20 protein-coding genes are annotated in these 19,338 nt (G+C 34.1%); 11 read left to right on the top strand and 9 right to left on the bottom strand.

What is annotated here, in order from left to right; genetic code table 11:
* Position 1 precedes the first annotated feature (1 nt).
* Entirely contained in the window at positions 2 to 523 is a 522-nt protein-coding gene (gene purE / locus ACP5P5_RS08830) for a 5-(carboxyamino)imidazole ribonucleotide mutase (protein ID WP_428285742.1), read from the top strand.
* Here the strand turns inward: purE and bshC are convergent.
* Positions 520 to 2,124 (bottom strand): bacillithiol biosynthesis cysteine-adding enzyme BshC, encoded by a 1,605-nt coding sequence (gene bshC, locus ACP5P5_RS08825; protein WP_428285741.1) that lies wholly within the window; start codon positions 2,122 to 2,124, stop codon positions 520 to 522. The genes purE and bshC overlap by 4 nt on opposite strands.
* Before the next feature lie 50 nt (positions 2,125 to 2,174).
* Positions 2,175 to 3,488, bottom strand: a complete 1,314-nt coding sequence (gene rimO, locus ACP5P5_RS08820; protein ID WP_428285740.1) for a 30S ribosomal protein S12 methylthiotransferase RimO — start codon at positions 3,486 to 3,488, stop codon at positions 2,175 to 2,177.
* A 188-nt stretch (positions 3,489 to 3,676) separates the two neighbouring features.
* Here rimO and ACP5P5_RS08815 point away from each other — a divergent pair, with 188 nt between their 5' ends.
* Positions 3,677 to 4,663: a class I SAM-dependent methyltransferase gene (locus ACP5P5_RS08815; RefSeq protein ID WP_428285739.1), complete on the top strand. Its 987-nt coding sequence runs from the start codon at positions 3,677 to 3,679 to the stop codon at positions 4,661 to 4,663.
* Between the two features lie 101 nt (positions 4,664 to 4,764).
* On the top strand, positions 4,765 to 5,196 hold the full coding sequence (locus tag ACP5P5_RS08810) for a hypothetical protein (protein ID WP_428285738.1): 432 nt from the start codon (positions 4,765 to 4,767) through the stop codon (positions 5,194 to 5,196).
* A gap of 39 nt (positions 5,197 to 5,235) precedes the next feature.
* On the opposite strand, the gene coaE is transcribed toward ACP5P5_RS08810, so the two are convergent.
* The 6 genes from coaE to ACP5P5_RS08780 form a co-directional block, all read right to left on the bottom strand.
* Positions 5,236 to 5,823 (bottom strand): dephospho-CoA kinase, encoded by a 588-nt coding sequence (gene coaE, locus ACP5P5_RS08805; RefSeq protein ID WP_428285737.1) that lies wholly within the window; start codon positions 5,821 to 5,823, stop codon positions 5,236 to 5,238.
* Positions 5,824 to 5,911: 88 nt separating this feature from the next.
* Entirely contained in the window at positions 5,912 to 6,256 is a 345-nt protein-coding gene (gene yajC, locus ACP5P5_RS08800) for a preprotein translocase subunit YajC (RefSeq protein ID WP_428285736.1), read from the bottom strand.
* A gap of 39 nt (positions 6,257 to 6,295) precedes the next feature.
* A complete protein-coding gene (locus tag ACP5P5_RS08795; protein WP_428285735.1) occupies positions 6,296 to 6,748 on the bottom strand; it encodes a DUF1573 domain-containing protein in 453 nt (150 codons plus the stop codon).
* A gap of 12 nt (positions 6,749 to 6,760) precedes the next feature.
* Positions 6,761 to 7,690, bottom strand: a complete 930-nt coding sequence (nusB, locus tag ACP5P5_RS08790; RefSeq protein WP_428285734.1) for a transcription antitermination factor NusB — start codon at positions 7,688 to 7,690, stop codon at positions 6,761 to 6,763.
* A gap of 186 nt (positions 7,691 to 7,876) precedes the next feature.
* Complete coding sequence (locus tag ACP5P5_RS08785) at positions 7,877 to 8,434, bottom strand: group 1 truncated hemoglobin (protein ID WP_428285733.1); 558 nt, start codon at positions 8,432 to 8,434, stop codon at positions 7,877 to 7,879.
* Positions 8,435 to 8,445: 11 nt separating this feature from the next.
* A complete protein-coding gene (locus ACP5P5_RS08780; RefSeq protein ID WP_428285732.1) occupies positions 8,446 to 8,880 on the bottom strand; it encodes a hypothetical protein in 435 nt (144 codons plus the stop codon).
* A gap of 273 nt (positions 8,881 to 9,153) precedes the next feature.
* Between ACP5P5_RS08780 and ACP5P5_RS08775 the strand changes: the two genes are divergently transcribed.
* Together ACP5P5_RS08775 and groL are read left to right on the top strand one after the other, a co-directional pair.
* Positions 9,154 to 9,435: a co-chaperone GroES gene (locus ACP5P5_RS08775; RefSeq protein ID WP_111293270.1), complete on the top strand. Its 282-nt coding sequence runs from the start codon at positions 9,154 to 9,156 to the stop codon at positions 9,433 to 9,435.
* Positions 9,436 to 9,513: 78 nt separating this feature from the next.
* Positions 9,514 to 11,148, top strand: a complete 1,635-nt coding sequence (gene groL, locus ACP5P5_RS08770) for a chaperonin GroEL (RefSeq protein ID WP_428285731.1) — start codon at positions 9,514 to 9,516, stop codon at positions 11,146 to 11,148.
* Between the two features lie 205 nt (positions 11,149 to 11,353).
* Here groL and ACP5P5_RS08765 read toward each other — a convergent pair whose 3' ends face one another.
* Positions 11,354 to 12,040, bottom strand: a complete 687-nt coding sequence (locus tag ACP5P5_RS08765; protein WP_428285730.1) for a lysoplasmalogenase — start codon at positions 12,038 to 12,040, stop codon at positions 11,354 to 11,356.
* A gap of 170 nt (positions 12,041 to 12,210) precedes the next feature.
* On the opposite strand from ACP5P5_RS08765, the gene ACP5P5_RS08760 reads away from it, so the two are divergent.
* The 6 genes from ACP5P5_RS08760 to ACP5P5_RS08735 all read left to right on the top strand — a co-directional run bounded on the left by ACP5P5_RS08760 (position 12,211) and on the right by ACP5P5_RS08735 (position 19,317).
* On the top strand, positions 12,211 to 12,588 hold the full coding sequence (locus tag ACP5P5_RS08760; RefSeq protein ID WP_428285729.1) for a hypothetical protein: 378 nt from the start codon (positions 12,211 to 12,213) through the stop codon (positions 12,586 to 12,588).
* 9 nt (positions 12,589 to 12,597) lie between these two features.
* Positions 12,598 to 13,074: an FKBP-type peptidyl-prolyl cis-trans isomerase gene (locus ACP5P5_RS08755; protein ID WP_428285728.1), complete on the top strand. Its 477-nt coding sequence runs from the start codon at positions 12,598 to 12,600 to the stop codon at positions 13,072 to 13,074.
* A 98-nt stretch (positions 13,075 to 13,172) separates the two neighbouring features.
* On the top strand, positions 13,173 to 16,271 hold the full coding sequence (secDF, locus tag ACP5P5_RS08750) for a protein translocase subunit SecDF (RefSeq protein ID WP_428285727.1): 3,099 nt from the start codon (positions 13,173 to 13,175) through the stop codon (positions 16,269 to 16,271).
* A gap of 87 nt (positions 16,272 to 16,358) precedes the next feature.
* Complete coding sequence (locus ACP5P5_RS08745; protein WP_428285726.1) at positions 16,359 to 16,811, top strand: hypothetical protein; 453 nt, start codon at positions 16,359 to 16,361, stop codon at positions 16,809 to 16,811.
* A 99-nt stretch (positions 16,812 to 16,910) separates the two neighbouring features.
* Complete coding sequence (locus ACP5P5_RS08740; RefSeq protein ID WP_428285725.1) at positions 16,911 to 18,191, top strand: TolC family protein; 1,281 nt, start codon at positions 16,911 to 16,913, stop codon at positions 18,189 to 18,191.
* A 19-nt stretch (positions 18,192 to 18,210) separates the two neighbouring features.
* Entirely contained in the window at positions 18,211 to 19,317 is a 1,107-nt protein-coding gene (locus tag ACP5P5_RS08735) for an efflux RND transporter periplasmic adaptor subunit (RefSeq protein ID WP_428285724.1), read from the top strand.
* The last annotated feature ends 21 nt before the right edge of the window (positions 19,318 to 19,338 follow it).

Here is a 19,338-nt window from a genome sequence, read left to right as displayed (position 1 = left end):
TATGACAATCACAAACATACAAGTAGGCATTGTAATGGGCAGCGATAGCGACCTTCCGGTAATGCAGGCAGCTGCTGATATACTTACACAAATGCATATTCCATTTGAGTTAACTATTGTATCTGCACACAGAACTCCATTACGCATGATTGAATATGCACAAAAAGCCAAAGAACGGGGTTTGAAAATAATTATTGCAGGTGCAGGGGGTGCCGCTCACTTGCCGGGTATGCTAGCATCTATTACAACTTTACCAGTAATAGGAGTTCCCATTAAGTCTTCTAACTCAATTGATGGATGGGATTCAATTTTATCCATATTACAAATGCCTAATGGGGTGCCTGTTGCTACCGTTGCATTAAATGCAGCCAAAAACGCAGGCATTTTAGCAGCACAAATATTAGGCGCCTTTAACAATGAAATTGGTATTCAAGTGGCACAATATAAAATGCAACTGGAAAATGATGTAAAAGAAAAAATTGGGAAAGTAAAAAGCAATTGGCCCAATCAGTTTGATAATTAAGACAATTCAATAACCCCCATTTTTTGCCCAAATTGTTTACTGGCTTTCAAAATAGAATGCAACAAGTTGGGACCATAATGCGCATAAAGCACAGAAAAATTTTCAACGCGTTCTTGCAAATGATTGTTGGGAAATAAAGCGTTTTTAATTCTTTCTAATCTGTGCATTTCAATTTCATGTTTTCGTTTTTCAGCCTTTATTATTTTTTTCTGCAACACATTTATTTTTTCTACGGCCTTGTGTTGCAATGCTAAAACATGCTTTTCTAATGTAGCATCTGCTTTTACAGCATGTTGCCGCATTTGTTCATACACTTCATTTAGGGCTTTTATTTCCGAGTCTAACAATACATTGTAGTTGCTGTGCTTCAATACATAGTTTTGTTGTAATGTCAGAATAGGCTTAAACAAATCGGCAATAGTAAACTGCATTTGTTTCCATTGTTTTAAACTATTCGAATCGGCTATTACAAATGAGTTTCTCAATAACAAAACAGGATAAGGGATAGCAGCAGCGGCAAATACATTTTTCAATTCTAACCAATAGGCCAATTCGCCCCCGCCACCAATAAACATAATATTGGGCAATATAGTTTCTTGAAATAAACCACGTAAAATTACATTGCCACTAAAACGTTCAGGGTACTGACGCAGCTCGTTCAACATTTCTGTTTTAGTAAATTGCAACTGCGTATTTTTCACTACAAATTTTTCTAAGGCAGCATCCCATTCAATTCTTTCACGATAAGTATCGGTTAAGTAAAACAAATTAATAGATCTACCTTGCGTTTGTATGGGATAATGTTCCTGTAATGCTTTAATTGTGCTTGCTATTGCGTTATGCGAAAACTGTTCCAGTAATTCTTTTTCAACCACCGGTTCAAACACTTTTTTTAAAGCAGCATTATCGGGTATTAAAATTAGCAATCCAAAGTCGGCAAATAAATTATTTACCAATTCAAAAGTTGCTTGCTGAATGGTTTTACCTAACGTGTATGCATTGGCGAAAAGATGCGATAACTGTTCACCATAGGGTAAAACATTAATCTGTCCTTTTATTTCTTCAATTAATGATAAAAAAAGTTTATCAACTTTCATTCTGCCTACAGCGCCCGTTTGGTTGGTTAACCAGGTTAGCTTTTTACCCTGTAACGTTATATTACCCAATTCCTCTAAATCGGCATCTTCACTACCCATGTAATAAAACGGCACAAAATTGTATTCAGGCAACTGTTGTTGTAAAAATTGAGCCTGCTGTATGGCATGAATTATTTTATAAATAAAGTATAATGGGCCTGTAAAAATATTGGGCTGATGTGCTGTTGTAATGGTAAACGTATTATCCAACAACAATGCGTTTAAATTTTTTTGTTGAACCTCAGTTAGGGTAGTTTGGCTGTATTGCTCTAGTAAAGCAGCCTGTAAAACTGTTCTATGATTTTTAGTTTTTTGTCTGGCGGCAATTGCAGCTTTTATGCCATCTAATGATACACTATGTTCGTAAAAAGGCCTTATGGCAGGTTTTTCTGTAACATAATCCATAGCAATAGCTGAAAAAAATCCTGTTTCAGTTATTGGCAAATAATAGCAATAGTCTTCCATGCAACAAAACTTAATCCATTTAAAAATACAAACACTAAAGTTTAATCTATTTATTCATCAACCAATTCGCCCTCAATATCATAATCATACGCCTTGGTAATGCGAACATTAACAAATTGCCCAATAGAAAGTTTTTTATTGGTTGAAATAATTACTTCATTGTCAACTTCTACACTATCAAACTCCGTGCGACCAATAAATCGGCCGGCTTCCTTCTTATCAATAATAACTTTAAACACCTTCCCTACCTTTTCCATATTTTTTTCCAAACTAATCTCCTGCTGCACTTCCATAATTTCCTGAGCACGTTGCTGTTTTACCTCTGCAGGAATATTATCTTCTAAACGATAGGCACTTGTATTTTCTTCATGGCTGTAGGTAAAAATACCTACCCTATCAAACCTGTGTTCTTCTAAAAAACTTTTTAATTCTTCTACATCAGCTTCCGTTTCGCCGGGAAAGCCGGCAATTAAAGTAGTACGCAAACAAATACCCGGAACCTTTTGCCGAATGGTTTTAATTAAAGCACTCATTTCTTCACGGGTGCTATTCCTGCGCATAGCCTTTAGCATATTGTTACTGGCATGCTGCAAAGGCATATCTAAATATTTGCATATATTATCTCGTTCACGCATTACTTTTAAAACTTCTAAAGGAAATTTATTGGGGTAAGCATAATGCAACCGAATCCATTCCAGCCCTTGCACATCAGCCAATTTTTCCAATAAGTTGTGTAATGACCGTTTTTTGTATAAATCCAAACCATAATACGTTAGCTCTTGCGCAATCAACATAATTTCTTTCACCCCTTTTTTCACCAACGCTTCGGCTTCGGCAACAATTGCTTCAATTGGTTTACTAACATGGGCACCACGCATTAAGGGTATTGCACAAAAAGCGCATGTACGATTACAACCTTCACTAATTTTTAAATAAGCATAATGTTTGGGAGTACTTAAAAGCCTTTCGCCCAGTAATTCCGATTTATAGTCTGCACCCAATTCCTTTAAAATAAGCGGCAGCTCCATTGTGCCAAACCAGGCATCCACTTCCGGAATTTCTTTTTCCAAATCATTTCTGTAACGCTCACTCAAGCATCCGGTTACATAAACCTTATCAAGTTTCCCTCTGCGTTTCAATTCAATCTGATTCAAAATGGTGTCAATACTTTCCTCTTTCGCTTTATCAATAAAACCACAGGTGTTTACCACCACAATGTTATGGTCAATTTTATTATTTTCATGCACCACCGGTATAGCATTGGCTGCTAATTGTCCGCTCAGCACTTCACTATCAACCAGGTTTTTGCTGCAACCTAATGTAATAATGTTTATTTTGTTTTGTTTTAATGTTTTTGCCTTCATAGAAGCTGCAAAGGTAGCACATATATATTAGCAGTAAGTTACACCCTTGCTAATAATTTTGTTACCGGCTTCGTTACTACTATTAAGCTCCGCTTGCGTCGCACACTTGTACGTTCAAAGCGCTATTCAACCGGTTATACAATAATATTTTATGGCTGAATGCGGCTATGCTATTAATTTTGAACAGTATGGAAAATACGCCCTCATCATCTGAATCTAATTTCGTTTTATCCCCCCAAAAAGCCGAAATGTTTGAAAACCGGCTGAATAAAGTATTTAAACGAAAAAAGAAAATTGCCCAAAAACAGCAAATTACTTGTTGGCGTGTGTACGACCACGATTTACCCGAATTTCCCTTTTGTATTGATTTATATGAAAACCATGTATATGTTGCCGAATACCACCGCAAACACAAAATGTCGGAAGAAGAACATACACAATGGTTGGAAGCTTGTTTGCAGATAATAAGTATGCATTTAGATGTACCCAATGAAAACATTTACGTTAAACAACGTAAACGAAAGGCCAATCGCAACGATCAATATGAAAAAACCGGTGATGCCCAACAATATTTTACCGTTTTGGAAAATGGGCTAAAATTTTTGGTAAACTTAACCGATTATTTAGACACGGGTTTATTTTTAGACCACCGCATTACCCGTCAAATGGTGCGCAGCGAGGCTTTGAATAAACGTGTATTAAATTTATTTGCATATACCGGTTCGTTTTCAGTGTATGCAGCCGCTGGTCAAGCTAGTTCAGTAACTACAGTTGATCTTTCTAAAACTTATTTACAATGGGCGCAGGATAATTTTACCATTAATAAATTGAAAAATAATGCAGCCTATCATTTTATTCATGCCGATGTAAAGCAATATTTAAAAACTTTACAACCCAATAGCTTCGATTTAATCATCATAGATCCGCCTACATTCAGTAACAGCAAACGCATGAAGGATATTTTAGACATTCAACGCGACCATGTTGCTTTACTAAATGATGCTTTACATGCTTTAACGCCGGGTAGCACCATTTACTTCAGCACCAACTATACAAAATTTGTAATGGATGAAGAAAATATTAGGGCAAGCATCATAAAAAATATTACCAATGCCACCACCCCTTTCGATTTTGAGGGCAAATTAAAAAGATGGTGCTACCGCATTACCAAATAAAGCCAATATGTCTAATCTTATGACATTTTAATTTTAAAACCAGCATCACATTCTTTAATTTTACAAAATAATTCGTTTTATAACATTATAAAAACACATGTATGGAATACGCTTTTCAACAAACTACCCTTTCTAAGCATTTATCAGTTGGCGTTTTAACCGGATATTTATTAACCATCCTTAACTTATTATTCGATTTCTTATTACGTTCATTAACCAACTTTACCGATTCTGAATTAATAAATGTTTCTTCCATCATATTTTCTTCCATGTTATTTATGATGATTGCTTGCTTAATCTATCATTTCTTTTATGCCAACTTTAAAATGGCAGGGGGAATTATCTATGTAATTTTAATGGGTATTTTAACAATTGTGCTGGTTATTGCTGCCACTGGTTTAAATTTTCATTACACTATTCCAATTTATAATGATGCTGCGCGTTTACAAATTGAAGGTTATGCAGCTATTACCGGTGGTTTTGCTACCATTGTAATACCTTTAATTTCAAGAGCAGCAAAGTACATATTTTAATGGTACGTTATTGCTAATTTCAATTACGCAGTTCATTCATTATTTTGAAAGTGATAAGAAATGGCTGTGTAATTGAAATATTTGTGGTATTAATAATTTTTCTTCATTATTTTGAATAACAAAATGGCATCTCGCCATTTTTTCATTTTCTGACATTTGTTTATTCATTCTGTTTAAAACGGCCTCCCTGGTAATATTATCGCGTTGCATTACCCTGCTAATTCTAAGTTCTAAAGGTGCAGTAACGCCCACCATATAATCCATTTCTTTATCGGTACCCGATTCAAAAAACAATGCGGCCTCCTTCACTACATAAGGCGATTGTTGTTGTGTAATCCATTTTTGCGCATAGGCTATTGTTGCCGGATGCACAATTGCATTTAATTGCTGTAATGCTTTTGCATCCTTAAAAACTATGTTGGCAATAAATTTGCGGTTTAACTTCCCATTTATATAAGCATCAGCACCAAACTGTTGAGTGATTGCCTGTATTAGTAAAGCATCTTCTTCCATTAATTGTTTTGCCACAGAATCAGCATCTAAAACCGGAACTTGGAATACCTGAAAAACTTTTGCCACAGTAGTTTTACCACTGCCTATACCACCTGTAAGACCAATTTTAAGCATGTTTAAAATTACTTCATCTCGTTTACAAAACATAAAAAACCCGGCCTTTATAATATAAAAGCCGGGTATAAAATTTTAAAATATTTTCTTATTTTTTTTCAGCGGTAGCAGTTGCTTTGTTTAAAGCAGCAGTCCATTCCATACTAATAGCTGATTTTTCAATTTTTAAATAGCTACCGGGGTTTACTTCAATCTGCAAAGTACCATCTTCATTTATTTTATAAACAGTAGCATGAATGCCGGCTAAGGTTACAATTTTGTCACCTTTTTGCAAATTATCTATAAACTTCTTTTGTTCTTTTGCTTTTTTGGCCTGTGGGCGAATCATAAAAAAATAAAATACCGCAATAATGGCTAACATTAAAAACAATTGAATTGAGCCACCACCTTGTTGAGGATTACCAGCCATTAAAATGATGTTGAAATTGAACATGTGTTTTTGTTTTATTGATTGTTTTGAAAAATACGTTTTCTATTTTGTTGAATTTGTTGAATCGGTTGTTACATTTCCTCTAAAAAATAAATAATGTTCAGTGCCATTTTTGGTATTAGTATTGACAATGATTGTTTTAAAAACACTGCCTGGCGATACATGGTTACTATTAAACGCAGCTTCAATTAAACCTTCAGAACCGGTCATTATTGGGTGCTTCGTATAATCTGCAACAGTACACCCACACACAGGTCTAACATTTACCAATATTAATGGCTCGGCACCAATATTTTTACAACGAAAATGAACCGTTATCTGTTCACCTTTTGTAATTGTTCCAAAATTCACAATACTATCAATCCATTTAACCATAGTATAGTGGCTGGTATCAAACGCAGCTGCCATAGCAGGGTTACTATCTGCCTTACCGGAATGGCAGGCGAATATAATAAAGTAACAACAACCTATTATCAGAATTTTACTAAAATTCATGTGTGCAACTTTTTAGTTACCGGGTTTATAGGCTACTTTTTCTATTTTACCCTCATTGGCCAAATCTTTATGAATAGCATCTAAAATACCGTTCACAAACTGTCCACTTTGTGGTGTACTGTATTCCTTGGCAATATCAATATACTCATTAATGGTAACTTTAACCGGTATGGTTTCAAAAAATAAAAATTCGCAAACCCCTAAACGCATTATAATCATATCTAATAAAGCAATGCGATCCATATCCCAATTGTTTAATTTGGGTTTTATTATATTAAACGTCACTTCTTTTTTGTCAATGGCAGTTAGTAATAAATCTTTAGCAAATTTCCATTTTTCTTCACCCAATAATTCCGGAAAATGACTGGCTGCCGGCTTTTGAATCATTTCAGCCACAAACTGCATAATCATTTCGCCATCATCTTGCCAATTTGGAAATACATCTTCCACATGGGTTTCAAAATCTTCATTCGGTAAAATGCATTCATTCAATATGAAAAGTAAAATAGATTTCTCGTTACGTATATCACGACTTTGTTCAGCTACATAAGTTTTATATTCAGGTGTATTTACTATTTGTAAATAAAGTTTACGTACTAATTCACTATCAATAAACGTAGCAGGATTCAAACTTTTAATAGCAAGTTGAATAGCAGGTAATTCCAATATTTGCCATAACACATTGTTGCCAGCAATTTTTGTACTTACATTTAAATCGTCAATGGTAGTTATATGTTTATTAGCTTTTATGCGGGCATCCTGTTCGGCGTATTTAGCAACTTCGCCTAAAAAATAAATAATGTAAACAAACAAATCGCTTGTTTTTTTAAAATTATTTTCTAATTGTTGAACGGGATTTTTAATGTTTTCTGACTCCTTAGAACTTTCAATTACATACAGTAATTGCATTACTTTAACACGTATATTTCGTCTGCTAATCATTGCTAAAAGAACTGTTTTAGTGGCAGCAAAAGTAATGGTTTATACGTAGTTTCCAAATGCAAGTGCAAATTATTACTATAATGATATGCATTTAAACAGATACAATTTAAAATAAAAATAGCTATGTTTACTTTCAACATAGCTATTCATTATAATGCTTAAGTGTTATTAAAAAGCAGGGATTTGTTATGCTTGCACCACTTGAGAACGAACAGAGTTTATAATAGTTCCCAATCGGGCAATTAAATAATCAGGCAGCCCATTTTTTTTAGCAGCAATAACGACATCAGCCACAAAAGAATCAAAATCGTCATTCATGGCCTTCCCATTCATTCTTGGATTTGTAGCTGGATTATGCGCTGAAACCATATCCTTTCCGGTATAGGAAAAATCTTTGGCACCTGTTGCTACGCAAAAAAAGTCGGTTAAATTCTTACTTAATGCATTAAACCCACTTAAGTTTCCGGAAGAAACTTCTTGCAATAAAACTTTAAAATAACCATTTATGTTGGTGTCGGCAGCTATTACAAAAATAGCACTATCCACAACCGATCGAATACCTAAACGGCCTTTCTCAATCATGGCACCTTGCATGGCCGGATCGGGTACCATGGCAGTTCCGCCTAATGAGTCGTACAATGTTTGCGGCATACTTGGTGCACTATTTGATTTTTTACACGAACTGCCAAATGCCAAAAAGATACCTAAAAATGCCACTAATAAAGTGATTTTTGCTTTTTTCATATTATTTGATTTTAATTGTTGACAGAATGAAAGAACCAATGAGCTAATTGTTCTATTTTTTGTTGGGTTGAAATGGATACAACCGGGCATCCATTGTCAATTTCTTCTTTATCGGGTAAGTACCGAGTAGCCGGAATTTGCATGTACCCGGATAGTTGCTTGGCCAATTGAGTAGCATTTACCTGAGATGGATAAAAAGTGAAAACAGCAATTTTTGAAGAAGTATTGCACAATACATGCGTAACTCCTTTTTGTGCATAAAGCCATGCTGTTATTGCTTTTCCTTGAATATCATTTAATGGAGCTTGAAAATCTATACGAGCCATAGCCACATTTGGAACATTAGTTTTTGTTGGCCTTGTAACCCATATTATATGCACAACCAATATTACAAATAGAACCAGTGTAGTAATCAAAACACTTTTTACAACTGTTTTACTGCGCATAACAACAAATTTTATAAAACATACGTATGTGCTGATTATATGGATTTGTGGTAATAGCTTTTCTCAATTTTTTTTGTAGAGGTGCAATTTTGACACACAAGCAATTTTATTTGTCATTCATTTATACATTCTGCTGCCAGCATTCACAACCATATTGAGCAATTGAAGCATAAAACCTGCAAATTTGGCTTGCTTCTATTGAGTGGCATAAAAATGGCTAGATGTGGGACATTCTAAATCAGTTTTCTTTAAAAACTTAAAAAACAATAACGTATGGCTAAAAAATTAAACGTTACTCCGCTTCACGACAGGGTAATTGTTAAGCCTGCTGCTGCTGAAGAAAAAACTGCAGGTGGTATTATTATTCCGGATACAGCAAAAGAAAAACCCCAAAAAGGGTCTGTAGTAGCAGTTGGCGCTGGAAAAAAAGATGAACCTTTAACCGTAAAAGTTGGCGATACCGTTTTATATGGTAAATATGCCGGAACTGAAATTCAAATTGAAGGAGAAGACTTATTAATAATGCGTGAAAGCGACATTTTGGCAATTGTTTAATTGCTGTAAAAGCATTCATTGCCGTTAATAATCACTCTTACACAAAAAAAAATTCCCAAACTTTTAAAAAATTAAAAGATGGCAAAACAAATTTTCTTTGATATTGAAGCAAGAAATAAAATGAAAAAAGGCGTTGATATATTAGCCAACGCTGTTAAAGTTACTTTAGGCCCCAAAGGCAGAAATGTTGTTATTGAAAAAAAATTTGGTGCACCTCAGGTTACTAAAGATGGTGTATCCGTTGCAAAAGAAATTGAATTGGAAGATCCCATTGAAAACATGGGTGCCCAAATGGTAAAAGAGGTTGCTTCTAAAACTGCCGATATTGCAGGTGATGGTACAACTACTGCTACTGTTTTAGCACAAGCTATTATTAGCGAAGGTTTAAAAATGGTAGCATCAGGCGCTAATCCAATGGATTTAAAACGGGGCATTGATAAGGCTGTAAGCTTAGTAGTTGAAAACTTAAAAGCACAAAGCCAAACTGTAGGAAATGATTCTAAAAAAATTCAACAAGTTGCTACTATTTCAGCTAATAACGATGAAACCATTGGTAAATTAATTGCTGAAGCTTTCTTAAAAGTGGGTAAAGAAGGAGTAATTACTGTTGAAGAAGCTAAAGGTACAGATACTACTGTTGAAGTGGTAGAAGGTATGCAATTCGACAGAGGTTACATTTCTCCTTATTTCGTTACCAACAGCGAAAAAATGGAAGCAGAATTACAAAATCCTTATATATTAATTTATGATAAGAAAATTTCTGCCATGAAAGACATTTTGCACATCTTAGAAAAAGTTGCGCAAAGTGGACGTCCATTATTAATTATTGCTGAAGATTTAGAAGGTGAAGCATTAGCTACACTAGTAGTAAATAAATTACGTGGCACTATTAAAGTAGCCGCTGTAAAAGCTCCAGGCTTTGGCGATAGAAGAAAAGAAATGTTACAAGATATTGCTATTTTAACTGCCGGTACAGTTGTAAGCGAAGAACAAGGCTTTAAATTAGAAAATGCTGATTTAAGCTATTTAGGCCAGGCTGCTTCTGTAACTATTGACAAAGACAATACTACCATTGTAGGCGGTAAAGGTAAAAAAACAGATATTACTGCAAGAATTAACCAAATTAAGGCTCAAATAGAAAACACAACTTCTGATTACGATAAAGAAAAATTACAAGAGCGCTTAGCTAAATTAGCAGGTGGTGTAGCTGTATTGTATGTAGGTGCTGCTACTGAAGTTGAAATGAAAGAAAAGAAAGACCGTGTTGATGATGCTTTACATGCAACCCGCGCTGCTGTTGAAGAAGGTATTGTACCCGGTGGTGGTGTTGCCTATATTCGTGCTATTGAAGTATTGGAAGGCAAAATCAAAGGTCAAATTGCCGATGAACAAACCGGTATGGCAATTATCCGCCGTGCTTTAGAAGAGCCCATTCGCATACTAACCACTAATACTGGTGTTGATGGTTCAATAGTAGTTCAAAAAATTAAAGAAGGCAAAGATGACTTTGGCTTTAATGCTAGAACTGAACAATACGAAAACTTATTTAAGGCTGGTGTAATTGACCCAACTAAAGTTAGTCGTGTGGCATTAGAAAATGCATCTTCTATTGCAGGAATGTTCTTAACCACTGAATGTGTAATTGCAGACAAGCCTAAACCAGAAGCTCCTGCTGCTCATCCTGCACCTGATATGGGTGGTATGGGTTACTAATCCATTCGTAACATTTTATTATAAATACAAAATAAATCCCGGAATGATTACTTTTAGTTGTTTCGGGATTTTTTTTCGATTTTTAAGCCGCTAAATTTGAGTATTTATGAAATGGATTGAAAATTTTAAAATATGGATAAACACACTATTGTGTAAGAAAGATGACGACTTTAATAACCCCTTCCTCATTTTATGAGGATTTTTTTTATCCTCTTAAATAATGAGCAAATCCATCGGCCAATAAGCTAATGGCATAACCATAACTTACCATTACCACTACGCTTAAAAATGAAACATCGGTGTATAAAAACATTCTAAGTGCCAAGACAGAATCTGAAATCATAAATAAAATTGCACCAGGAATAAAGAAATTAATGGCCAAATTCTGTTTACTTCTACTTCCTAATAAATTTACAGTTGATAATGCCATTAAACTTATAATAACCATATAAAATAGAATAGGCATTTTCATGCTGCCCAAATTGGGGCCTATAAAGTGAAAAATGACATAATTCCAACATATTAAAATAGCCAGCCCAATAACAACTTCTTGGCTGTGTTTTATTTCTGGCCTATGCAAGCGTATAAAAATAGCTGCCCAAATTAAATGAGCGGCAATAAAAGCCAACATACCAATTATAAACCAAAAAGTACCTTTGCCCATTAAAAACACATCGCCCAACCAAGCACATATAAAAGCAATAAACACAAACTTTTTGGTGTGTTTAAATAAATGAGGTTTAGCATTCAGAAAAATATAAAATAATAATACAGGTATTAATACGGGTTTGGTAAGGTATCGTAAGCTCTCTTTTTCCGTTAATATTAAATAGCAATCGGCTAATAGAAAAAACCAAAAAACCAATATGCCATGCTTTTTTAGTAGGCGCATGCAGTTAATTTTTGTAATTGAGTATTACGAAAATAAGTGGTTTCATTAAAAAAGGCTCTTTTTTATGAAATAGAATAAAAACTTTGATAACTAAAACGATTCAGGACTGTTGACTATTGTTTTAACCATTCAGCAGCTGTTATTTGGATGGCAACTACTAATTTTGCGCCATGTTAACCGATAAAGAAGAAAAATTTATTCAATACTGGGCAGAAAATGGTGAAAAGCAAAAGCATGGAGCCCGATCGCTATTGAAAGGTTTTTCTTTAGGAATGAGTATAGGTGCCGCAATAATTTTACTTATAGCAGCCGGTTGGTACGAACGAGCCGACATGGAAGCGCACAGCAAATTGAATCCCTTTTTTTTATTATTCATTATTTTAATTTTGGCCATATTCATGGCATTTTTATATCGTAATTATAGATGGGAAATGAACCAGCAGTACTATTTAGAATTACTGGCGAAACAAAAAAGAATCAATAAAAACAATTCACCCAACAACCAAAATTCAACAAACAATTTAAACACCATAGAGAATAACCCTTAAATTTCCATAATGATTAAAACACTTTTCTACTGTTGTATTACCGCTTTTGTTTTTGCTGCATGTTCCAAATCTAACTCAGGCACTCAACCTTGTCAACCTGCTTCAGTAGCATCCGAAAAAAATGCTATGGCTGCCTACTGCACGGCTAATGGTATAACTTATCAAACGGATACTAGTGGCATTATGTACCAAATTATTAATCCGGGAACTGGCGCCGCTCCTACGCTTAATTCAAGAGTATTCATTACCTATTCCGGAAAATTATTGAATGGAACTACTTTTGACGCACAAACTAATGCAGCCCAAACAGGTTGGTTATTGAATTCATTGATTCCGGGCTGGCAAATTGCGTTACCGTTCATAAAAAAAGGGGGAGAAATTAAAATTGTAATTCCTTCGTCATTGGCATATGGATGCACAGGAGCAGGTCCAATTCCTCCTAATGCACCACTTTTTTTTGATATTAACCTGGTAGATGTTCAATAATTTTTTTAACACCTGTTTACTATTGTTAATTTCTAATTAAATATCATTTCCATTCCCCTATCTTTGCCCACTCTAAAATTTAATAAACCCTTACTAGTATGCAACTGAAAGGTTTAGTGCGATTTTTTACGATTGCTCTTATTTTAATTTGTATTTATCAGCTGTCTTTTACATGGATTGTAAAAAGTCATGAAAGTGCTATGGAAAACAAGGCCGAAAAATACATTCAGGCCTTCCCATCTCCTATGGTAAAGTATGCCGACAACCCTACTTTACGCGATCAATATGCTGACACTTTAAAACAATTGAAAGAGGCTGAGTACAAAAGATTAATTGATAGTACTCAGGATTTTAAAATTGGCCCCTTTGGTTTAACAACTTATCGTAGTGCAAAAGATAAAGAGTTACTACTTGGTTTAGACCTACAGGGAGGTATGAGTGTTACTTTGGAAGTGCAATTAGATGCATTAATTAAGTCATTGGCTGACTATTCTAAAGACCCTCAATTCAATCAGGCTTTAGAAGCTGCTGTTAACAAAAAAGCCAATAGCGGAGCTGATTTAATTACTTTATTTGTTGATGAATTCAAAAAAGTTAATCCCAATGTTCAACTAGCACCCTATTTTGTTGCTAGAAGCAATGGAAAATTAAAATACAACTCATCAAACGATGATGTAATTAATTATTTAAGAGAACAAGCTACTTCAGCTTTCAACAATACTTTACGAGTTTTAAGAACACGTATAGATAAGTTTGGTGTATCATCTCCTAACATCAATCCTGATCCCGCAAAAGGAATTATCAACGTTGAATTGGCCGGTATAACTGATCCTGAGAGGGTAAGAAATTACTTGCAATCAACTGCAAACCTTCAGTTTTTTGAGGTATATACTGCCGAAAGCCCTGAATTGGTGAATGGATTACTGAATGCCGATAAAGCATTACAAGATTATTTGAATGGCATAAAAGCAATTGATACTGCTAAAGTTCAGAAACCAACTGCTTCAACAGCAGCAACTCAAAACACAGATACTACAAAAACTGCTACTTTATCACAATTAACAGCTAGTGAAAACAAAAGCAGCAATACCGTTACTGATTCTACTACTTTTAAAAACAATGAGAACCCATTAAGAAGATTATTATTACCTGGCCCTCAACCCTATCGCAATGCTGCTGGAAAAGTTGTATATCCAGGTGTAATTGCCATGATACAAGTGAAGGATACCGGCACTTTTAATAAATACATGCAGATGGATATTGTGAAAAGCAAATTCCCATCTAATCTAGTATTTATGTATGGTAAGCCTGATAATGTTAGCAACGATCCAAAAGCTAAAAACTTCTTGAATTTATATGCTATTAAAACTTTAGATAATGGTCAGGCCGAATTAGAAGGTGAACACGTTACCAATGCTCGTCAGGATAATGATGAACGAGGACGTGTAGTGATTAGCATGTCGATGGATAATGTAGGTACCAATATTTGGGCAAAAATGACTGCCAGAAATATTGATAAACCTATTGCAATTGTATTAGACAACTTTGTTTATTCTGCACCTAATGTAAATGATGCTATAACTACCGGAAACTCACAAATTTCAGGTAACTATACTGTTAAAGAAGCTCAGGACTTAGCTGAAATTTTAACCAGTGGTAAATTAACAGCTCCTGCCAAAATTGTACAAGAACAAATTGTTGGTCCTACCTTAGGTACTGCCGCTATTAAAGGTGGTGCATTAGCTTTCTTTATCTCATTCCTAGTAATATTTGCTTTAATGCTAATTTATTATAATACTGGTGGATGGGTGGCTAACATTGCACTTATCTTAAACTTATTATTTACAATTGGTATTTTAAGTGCATTAGGCTTTACTTTAACAGCAGCCGGTATTGCGGGGCTAGTATTAACCGTAGGTATGGCGGTAGATACGAACGTAATTATTTTTGAAAGAATTAAAGAAGAACTTACTAAAGGTAAAAGCTATCAAAATGCTATTAATGATGGTTATAAACGTTCTTTAGCTCCGGTATTAGATGCTCACGTTACAACCTTGTTAACCGCTATTATACTTGCTTATTTTGGTTTGGGTCCTGTTTTAGGCTTCGCAACCACCCAAATTATAGGTATCCTACTGTCATTATTCTGTGGTATTCTGGTTTCAAGAATGATTACAGATATATACATGACCAGAAAAAGGCACTTTAATTATTTCACCGGTATTTCAAGAAAAATATTTAAGCACTCTGCATTTAAATTTATTGAATACAGAAAAATTACTTATGTAATATCTGCAATTGTATTTGCTTTGGGTATTGCCTCTTATTTCAATGGTTTTGATGAAGGGGTAGAATTTGAGGGTGGTAGAAGCTACACTATTAAATTTGACAAAACAGTTAATCAACAACAATTAGCTGATGCTTTAAGACCTGTTTTGGGTGGTGAATTACCCATCATTAAAACTGTGGGAACCAATAATCAGTTAAACATTACCACTGCCTATTTAATTAAGGAAGCAAAGCCCAATACTGATTCTATTGTGGAACACACTATTTATGAGGGTTTAAAGAATTTCTTGCCCGCAGGAACAACTTATTACGATTTCGATAAGAAGTTTAAACAAAGTTCACAAACAGTTCAACCTTCCATTTCAGATGAACTGAAAGCCGGTGCTAAGAAAGCAACCATTATTGCTGTAATCATAATTTGTTTGTACATCTTTATTCGATTCAGAGATTGGCGTTATTCATTGGGTACCATATTCTCTTTAATGCACGACGTATGTGTAACCTTAGCTGTATTCTCTTTCTTTAGGAAGATTGTACCATTCCCATTAGAAATTGATCAGCATTTTATTGCGGCCATTCTAACCGTAATTGGTTTTTCAATGAACGATACTGTAATTGTATTTGATAGAATTAGGGAAAATAGCCACTTAATGAAAGGTGCATCAAAAGGCGCCATTATTAACAAATCAATTAATGATACATTGAGTCGCACCATTATGACTTCATTAACCGTATTCTTAACATTGTTAATATTATTCATATTTGGTGGTGAAGTAACCCGTGGATTTTCATTTGCCATGTTAATTGGTGTAATTACCGGTACGTACTCTTCTATTTTCGTAGCTGCGCCAATATTGGTTGATATGGCCAAAGACAAACCTTTGGGCGATTCATCTGAAAAAAAATAATCAATAAAATTTCATTTTAAAATAAAAACTGTTGCATACAAAATTTGCAACAGTTTTTTATTTTTGTTATCACTAAGTTAAAATAGCATGAATTTCAAATTATTCCAATACCCTGGTCATATATATTTTACTTTTGAACTTGTGATAGGATTAATGAAAAATGGAATTAAAAATTTTGCAACAAAACTTCTTTTACTATTAGTTGCTTTACAGGTTTTAAATTTCAGCATGGATAGTATTGATTTCCATCCAAATAAACACAGAAATACCATTAGCGATTTTAATTATTTAAACTCAGTTGTAGAATACTTTGATGAAATTATTTTGGGCAATAAAGATGCATTCCCTGAATACTGTAAACACAATGCCAAAGAATCGCAAAACATTAAACATTTCGATGTAAAAATATGTCAGCAAGTTCCTTTTAAACTTGTAGCAGAGCACTATATCATTCAAGAGACACCCTACAATAACAGAAACGAGTATTATTCTTTAACAGTTACTAAAGAAATTATCCCTCCACCTCCCAAGGTTGGCTAATCTTAATTTTTGGATTTTTATTAGGATTTTTGGTTAAAATATTCGATTTGCGTTGTATTTTAACCGATATAATTTATTCATTGAATATCTCATTTTTTTATGCTAAAACTTAAACAAGGAGTTTTATTGGCTATTTCAATATTCAGTTTTGGAGTAGCAATAGCTCAATGGCGACCACCCGTTAGTGATACCATTCATTTAACCATTGATAGTGCAGAAAATATTTTTCTTAGAAATAATTTGTTATTACTAGCACAGCACTATAATGTAGATGCACAAAAAGCATTAATAATACAAGCAAAGCTGTACCCCAATCCAAACATCAATATTTCTCAAATGATGGTGCAGCCAGTATCAAAAAAAATATTACCCTTTGGTTCTGAAGGTGAATTGCAAGCTACACTTTCACAAATGATAATACTAGCTGGCAAACGTAATAAACAAATTAAGCTGGCAGAAACTAATGCTAAATTAGCTGAATACCAGTTTTACGATTTAATGCGCACCTTACGTTATACCTTACGAATCGATTTTTATAACATTTATTATCTTACGCAATCATCGAAAGTATATCAACAAGAAATTAATGCATTACAACAAGTAGTTACTGCTTTCGAAGAGCAACAATCAAAAGGCTACATTGCTGAAAAAGAAGTAGTTCGTATTAAGGCACAGCTTTATAGTTTACAAAGCGAGTATAACGACCTAATCAATCAAATTAATGATACTGAAAGTGAACTGCGATTGGTTTTGCAACTAAAAGATAATTTTATTCTACCAGAAATTAATGAAGCGGAATTGGCTAAAATTATTCCAAATAAATATCCTTTAGCCACATTAGTTGATTCTGCTTATCAAGCGCGTACTGATTTAAAAATTGCCAGGGCCTACACCGATATGAGTAAGCAAAACTATGATTTACAAAAAGCCTTAGCAGTTCCAGACTTAACCTTACAACTAGGTTATGACCAACAAGGTAACTACATCAACAACTTTAATAGCATTGGTTTTGGTATTGATGTACCCATTTTTAATCGTAATCAGGGAAATATCAAGTCTGCAAAATCAATGATTGATTATAATACTACCACACAAAAAAGTACTGAGGCTACTATTGAAGAACAAATATACCGAGCATTACAGAAGGCTTATGACAATACTGCCCTATATCAGAAAATCGACCCCTCATTTGGAAAAGATTTTGACAGATTAAAGGATGAAGTTTTAAACAATTACAAAAAAAGAAACATAAGTCTATTAGATTTCTTGGATTTTTATGATGCGTATAAACAAAACACTTTGCAAATAAATGCTATAAAATTTAATCGCATAAGTGCTTTTGAAGATCTAAATTATTTTACCGGTACATCACTTTTTTAAACCCTGAATCAAGTAAATTATGAAAAATATTATGCTTAAAAAATGGATTTCAGCAGCATTTTTAATTATTGTAAGTTTTTTTAGCTTAACGGCTTGCAACGAACCTGCTGAAAAAAAAGAGGAAAGACAACAATATGTTATTCCCGATTCATTATTAAAAACACTAAAAATTGATACAGTACAAACCTGCCCATTAGTTGATGCCATAACATTAACAGGCATGGTTGATTTTAATCAGGACAAACAAGTCAATATATATCCGTTAGTTAGTGGAAATGTAGAAGATATAAAAGTACAATTGGGAGATTATGTTCAAAAAGGTCAGGAATTAGCTGTCATTAAAAGTAGTGAAATGGCCGGTTACAGTAATAGCTTAGTCAATGCTCAAACTAACTTAGCGGTAGCTAAAAAGAACTTAGATGCACAACGTGATTTATTTAAAAGTGGCCTTGCATCATCACTCGATGTAAATAATGCAGAAGCCAATTACCAACAGGCTGTTGCACAATTAGAAATGATAGAGCGTATTTTAAAAATTAATAGCAACAACACCCAGGGTAATTACATTATAAAAGCTCCAATTAGTGGCTTTATTGTACAGAAAAACATTACTAACAATACGGCCATCCGAACCGATAATGGTAATAATTTATTCACCATTTCCGACTTAAAAGATGTATGGATTTATGCTAATGTATACGAATCCAATATTAGTAAAATCCATTTAGGCGATCCGGTTGATGTTACAACCATTTCATATCCTAACCGAATATTTAAAGGAAGAATAGATAAAATGATGAATGTGTTAGATCCTACCAATAAGGTAATGAAAGTAAAAGTAGTACTGCCTAATAATGATTATGCATTAAAACCGCAAATGTTTGCCAGCATTTTGGTTACTAATAAAGAAAATAAGCAATCAATTTGTATTTCATCTAAAGCTTTGGTTTTCGATAACAGCCGCTATTATGTTTTAAAATATGAAGGCAATGGCAAAGCTGTTATAACACCGGTAGAGGTAATTAATACCATTGGCGACAAAACTTATATTGCTTCAGGCATTAATGTTGGCGATCAAATTATTGCATCGCAAGCCATTTTAATTTACGATACACTAAACAATTAGTTTAAAATATTACAAACCATA

The sequence above is a fragment of the Hydrotalea sp. genome, assembly GCF_049968455.1.
GTDB lineage: Bacteria > Bacteroidota > Bacteroidia > Chitinophagales > Chitinophagaceae > Hydrotalea.
The sequence above is the reverse complement of the archived record's forward strand: the minus strand, read 5'-3'. Positions and strand labels throughout refer to the sequence as shown.

Bases quoted from the DNA above. Each gene is read 5' to 3' on its own strand.
- rimO (WP_428285740.1), bottom strand. From the start codon at position 3,488: ATGAAGGCAAAAACATTAAAACAAAACAAAATAAACATTATTACATTA.
- ACP5P5_RS08785 (WP_428285733.1), bottom strand. From the start codon at position 8,434: ATGAAAAAAGCAAAAATCACTTTATTAGTGGCATTTTTAGGTATCTTT.
- coaE (WP_428285737.1), bottom strand. From the start codon at position 5,823: ATGCTTAAAATTGGTCTTACAGGTGGTATAGGCAGTGGTAAAACTACT.
- ACP5P5_RS08780 (WP_428285732.1), bottom strand. From the start codon at position 8,880: ATGCGCAGTAAAACAGTTGTAAAAAGTGTTTTGATTACTACACTGGTT.
- secDF (WP_428285727.1), top strand. From the start codon at position 13,173: ATGCAACTGAAAGGTTTAGTGCGATTTTTTACGATTGCTCTTATTTTA.
- purE (WP_428285742.1), top strand. From the start codon at position 2: ATGACAATCACAAACATACAAGTAGGCATTGTAATGGGCAGCGATAGC.
- bshC (WP_428285741.1), bottom strand. From the start codon at position 2,124: ATGGAAGACTATTGCTATTATTTGCCAATAACTGAAACAGGATTTTTT.
- ACP5P5_RS08760 (WP_428285729.1), top strand. From the start codon at position 12,211: ATGTTAACCGATAAAGAAGAAAAATTTATTCAATACTGGGCAGAAAAT.
- ACP5P5_RS08815 (WP_428285739.1), top strand. From the start codon at position 3,677: ATGGAAAATACGCCCTCATCATCTGAATCTAATTTCGTTTTATCCCCC.
- yajC (WP_428285736.1), bottom strand. From the start codon at position 6,256: ATGTTCAATTTCAACATCATTTTAATGGCTGGTAATCCTCAACAAGGT.
- ACP5P5_RS08810 (WP_428285738.1), top strand. From the start codon at position 4,765: ATGGAATACGCTTTTCAACAAACTACCCTTTCTAAGCATTTATCAGTT.
- ACP5P5_RS08735 (WP_428285724.1), top strand. From the start codon at position 18,211: ATGAAAAATATTATGCTTAAAAAATGGATTTCAGCAGCATTTTTAATT.
- ACP5P5_RS08795 (WP_428285735.1), bottom strand. From the start codon at position 6,748: ATGAATTTTAGTAAAATTCTGATAATAGGTTGTTGTTACTTTATTATA.
- nusB (WP_428285734.1), bottom strand. From the start codon at position 7,690: ATGATTAGCAGACGAAATATACGTGTTAAAGTAATGCAATTACTGTAT.
- groL (WP_428285731.1), top strand. From the start codon at position 9,514: ATGGCAAAACAAATTTTCTTTGATATTGAAGCAAGAAATAAAATGAAA.
- ACP5P5_RS08775 (WP_111293270.1), top strand. From the start codon at position 9,154: ATGGCTAAAAAATTAAACGTTACTCCGCTTCACGACAGGGTAATTGTT.
- ACP5P5_RS08765 (WP_428285730.1), bottom strand. From the start codon at position 12,040: ATGCGCCTACTAAAAAAGCATGGCATATTGGTTTTTTGGTTTTTTCTA.
- ACP5P5_RS08740 (WP_428285725.1), top strand. From the start codon at position 16,911: ATGCTAAAACTTAAACAAGGAGTTTTATTGGCTATTTCAATATTCAGT.
- ACP5P5_RS08755 (WP_428285728.1), top strand. From the start codon at position 12,598: ATGATTAAAACACTTTTCTACTGTTGTATTACCGCTTTTGTTTTTGCT.
- ACP5P5_RS08745 (WP_428285726.1), top strand. From the start codon at position 16,359: ATGAATTTCAAATTATTCCAATACCCTGGTCATATATATTTTACTTTT.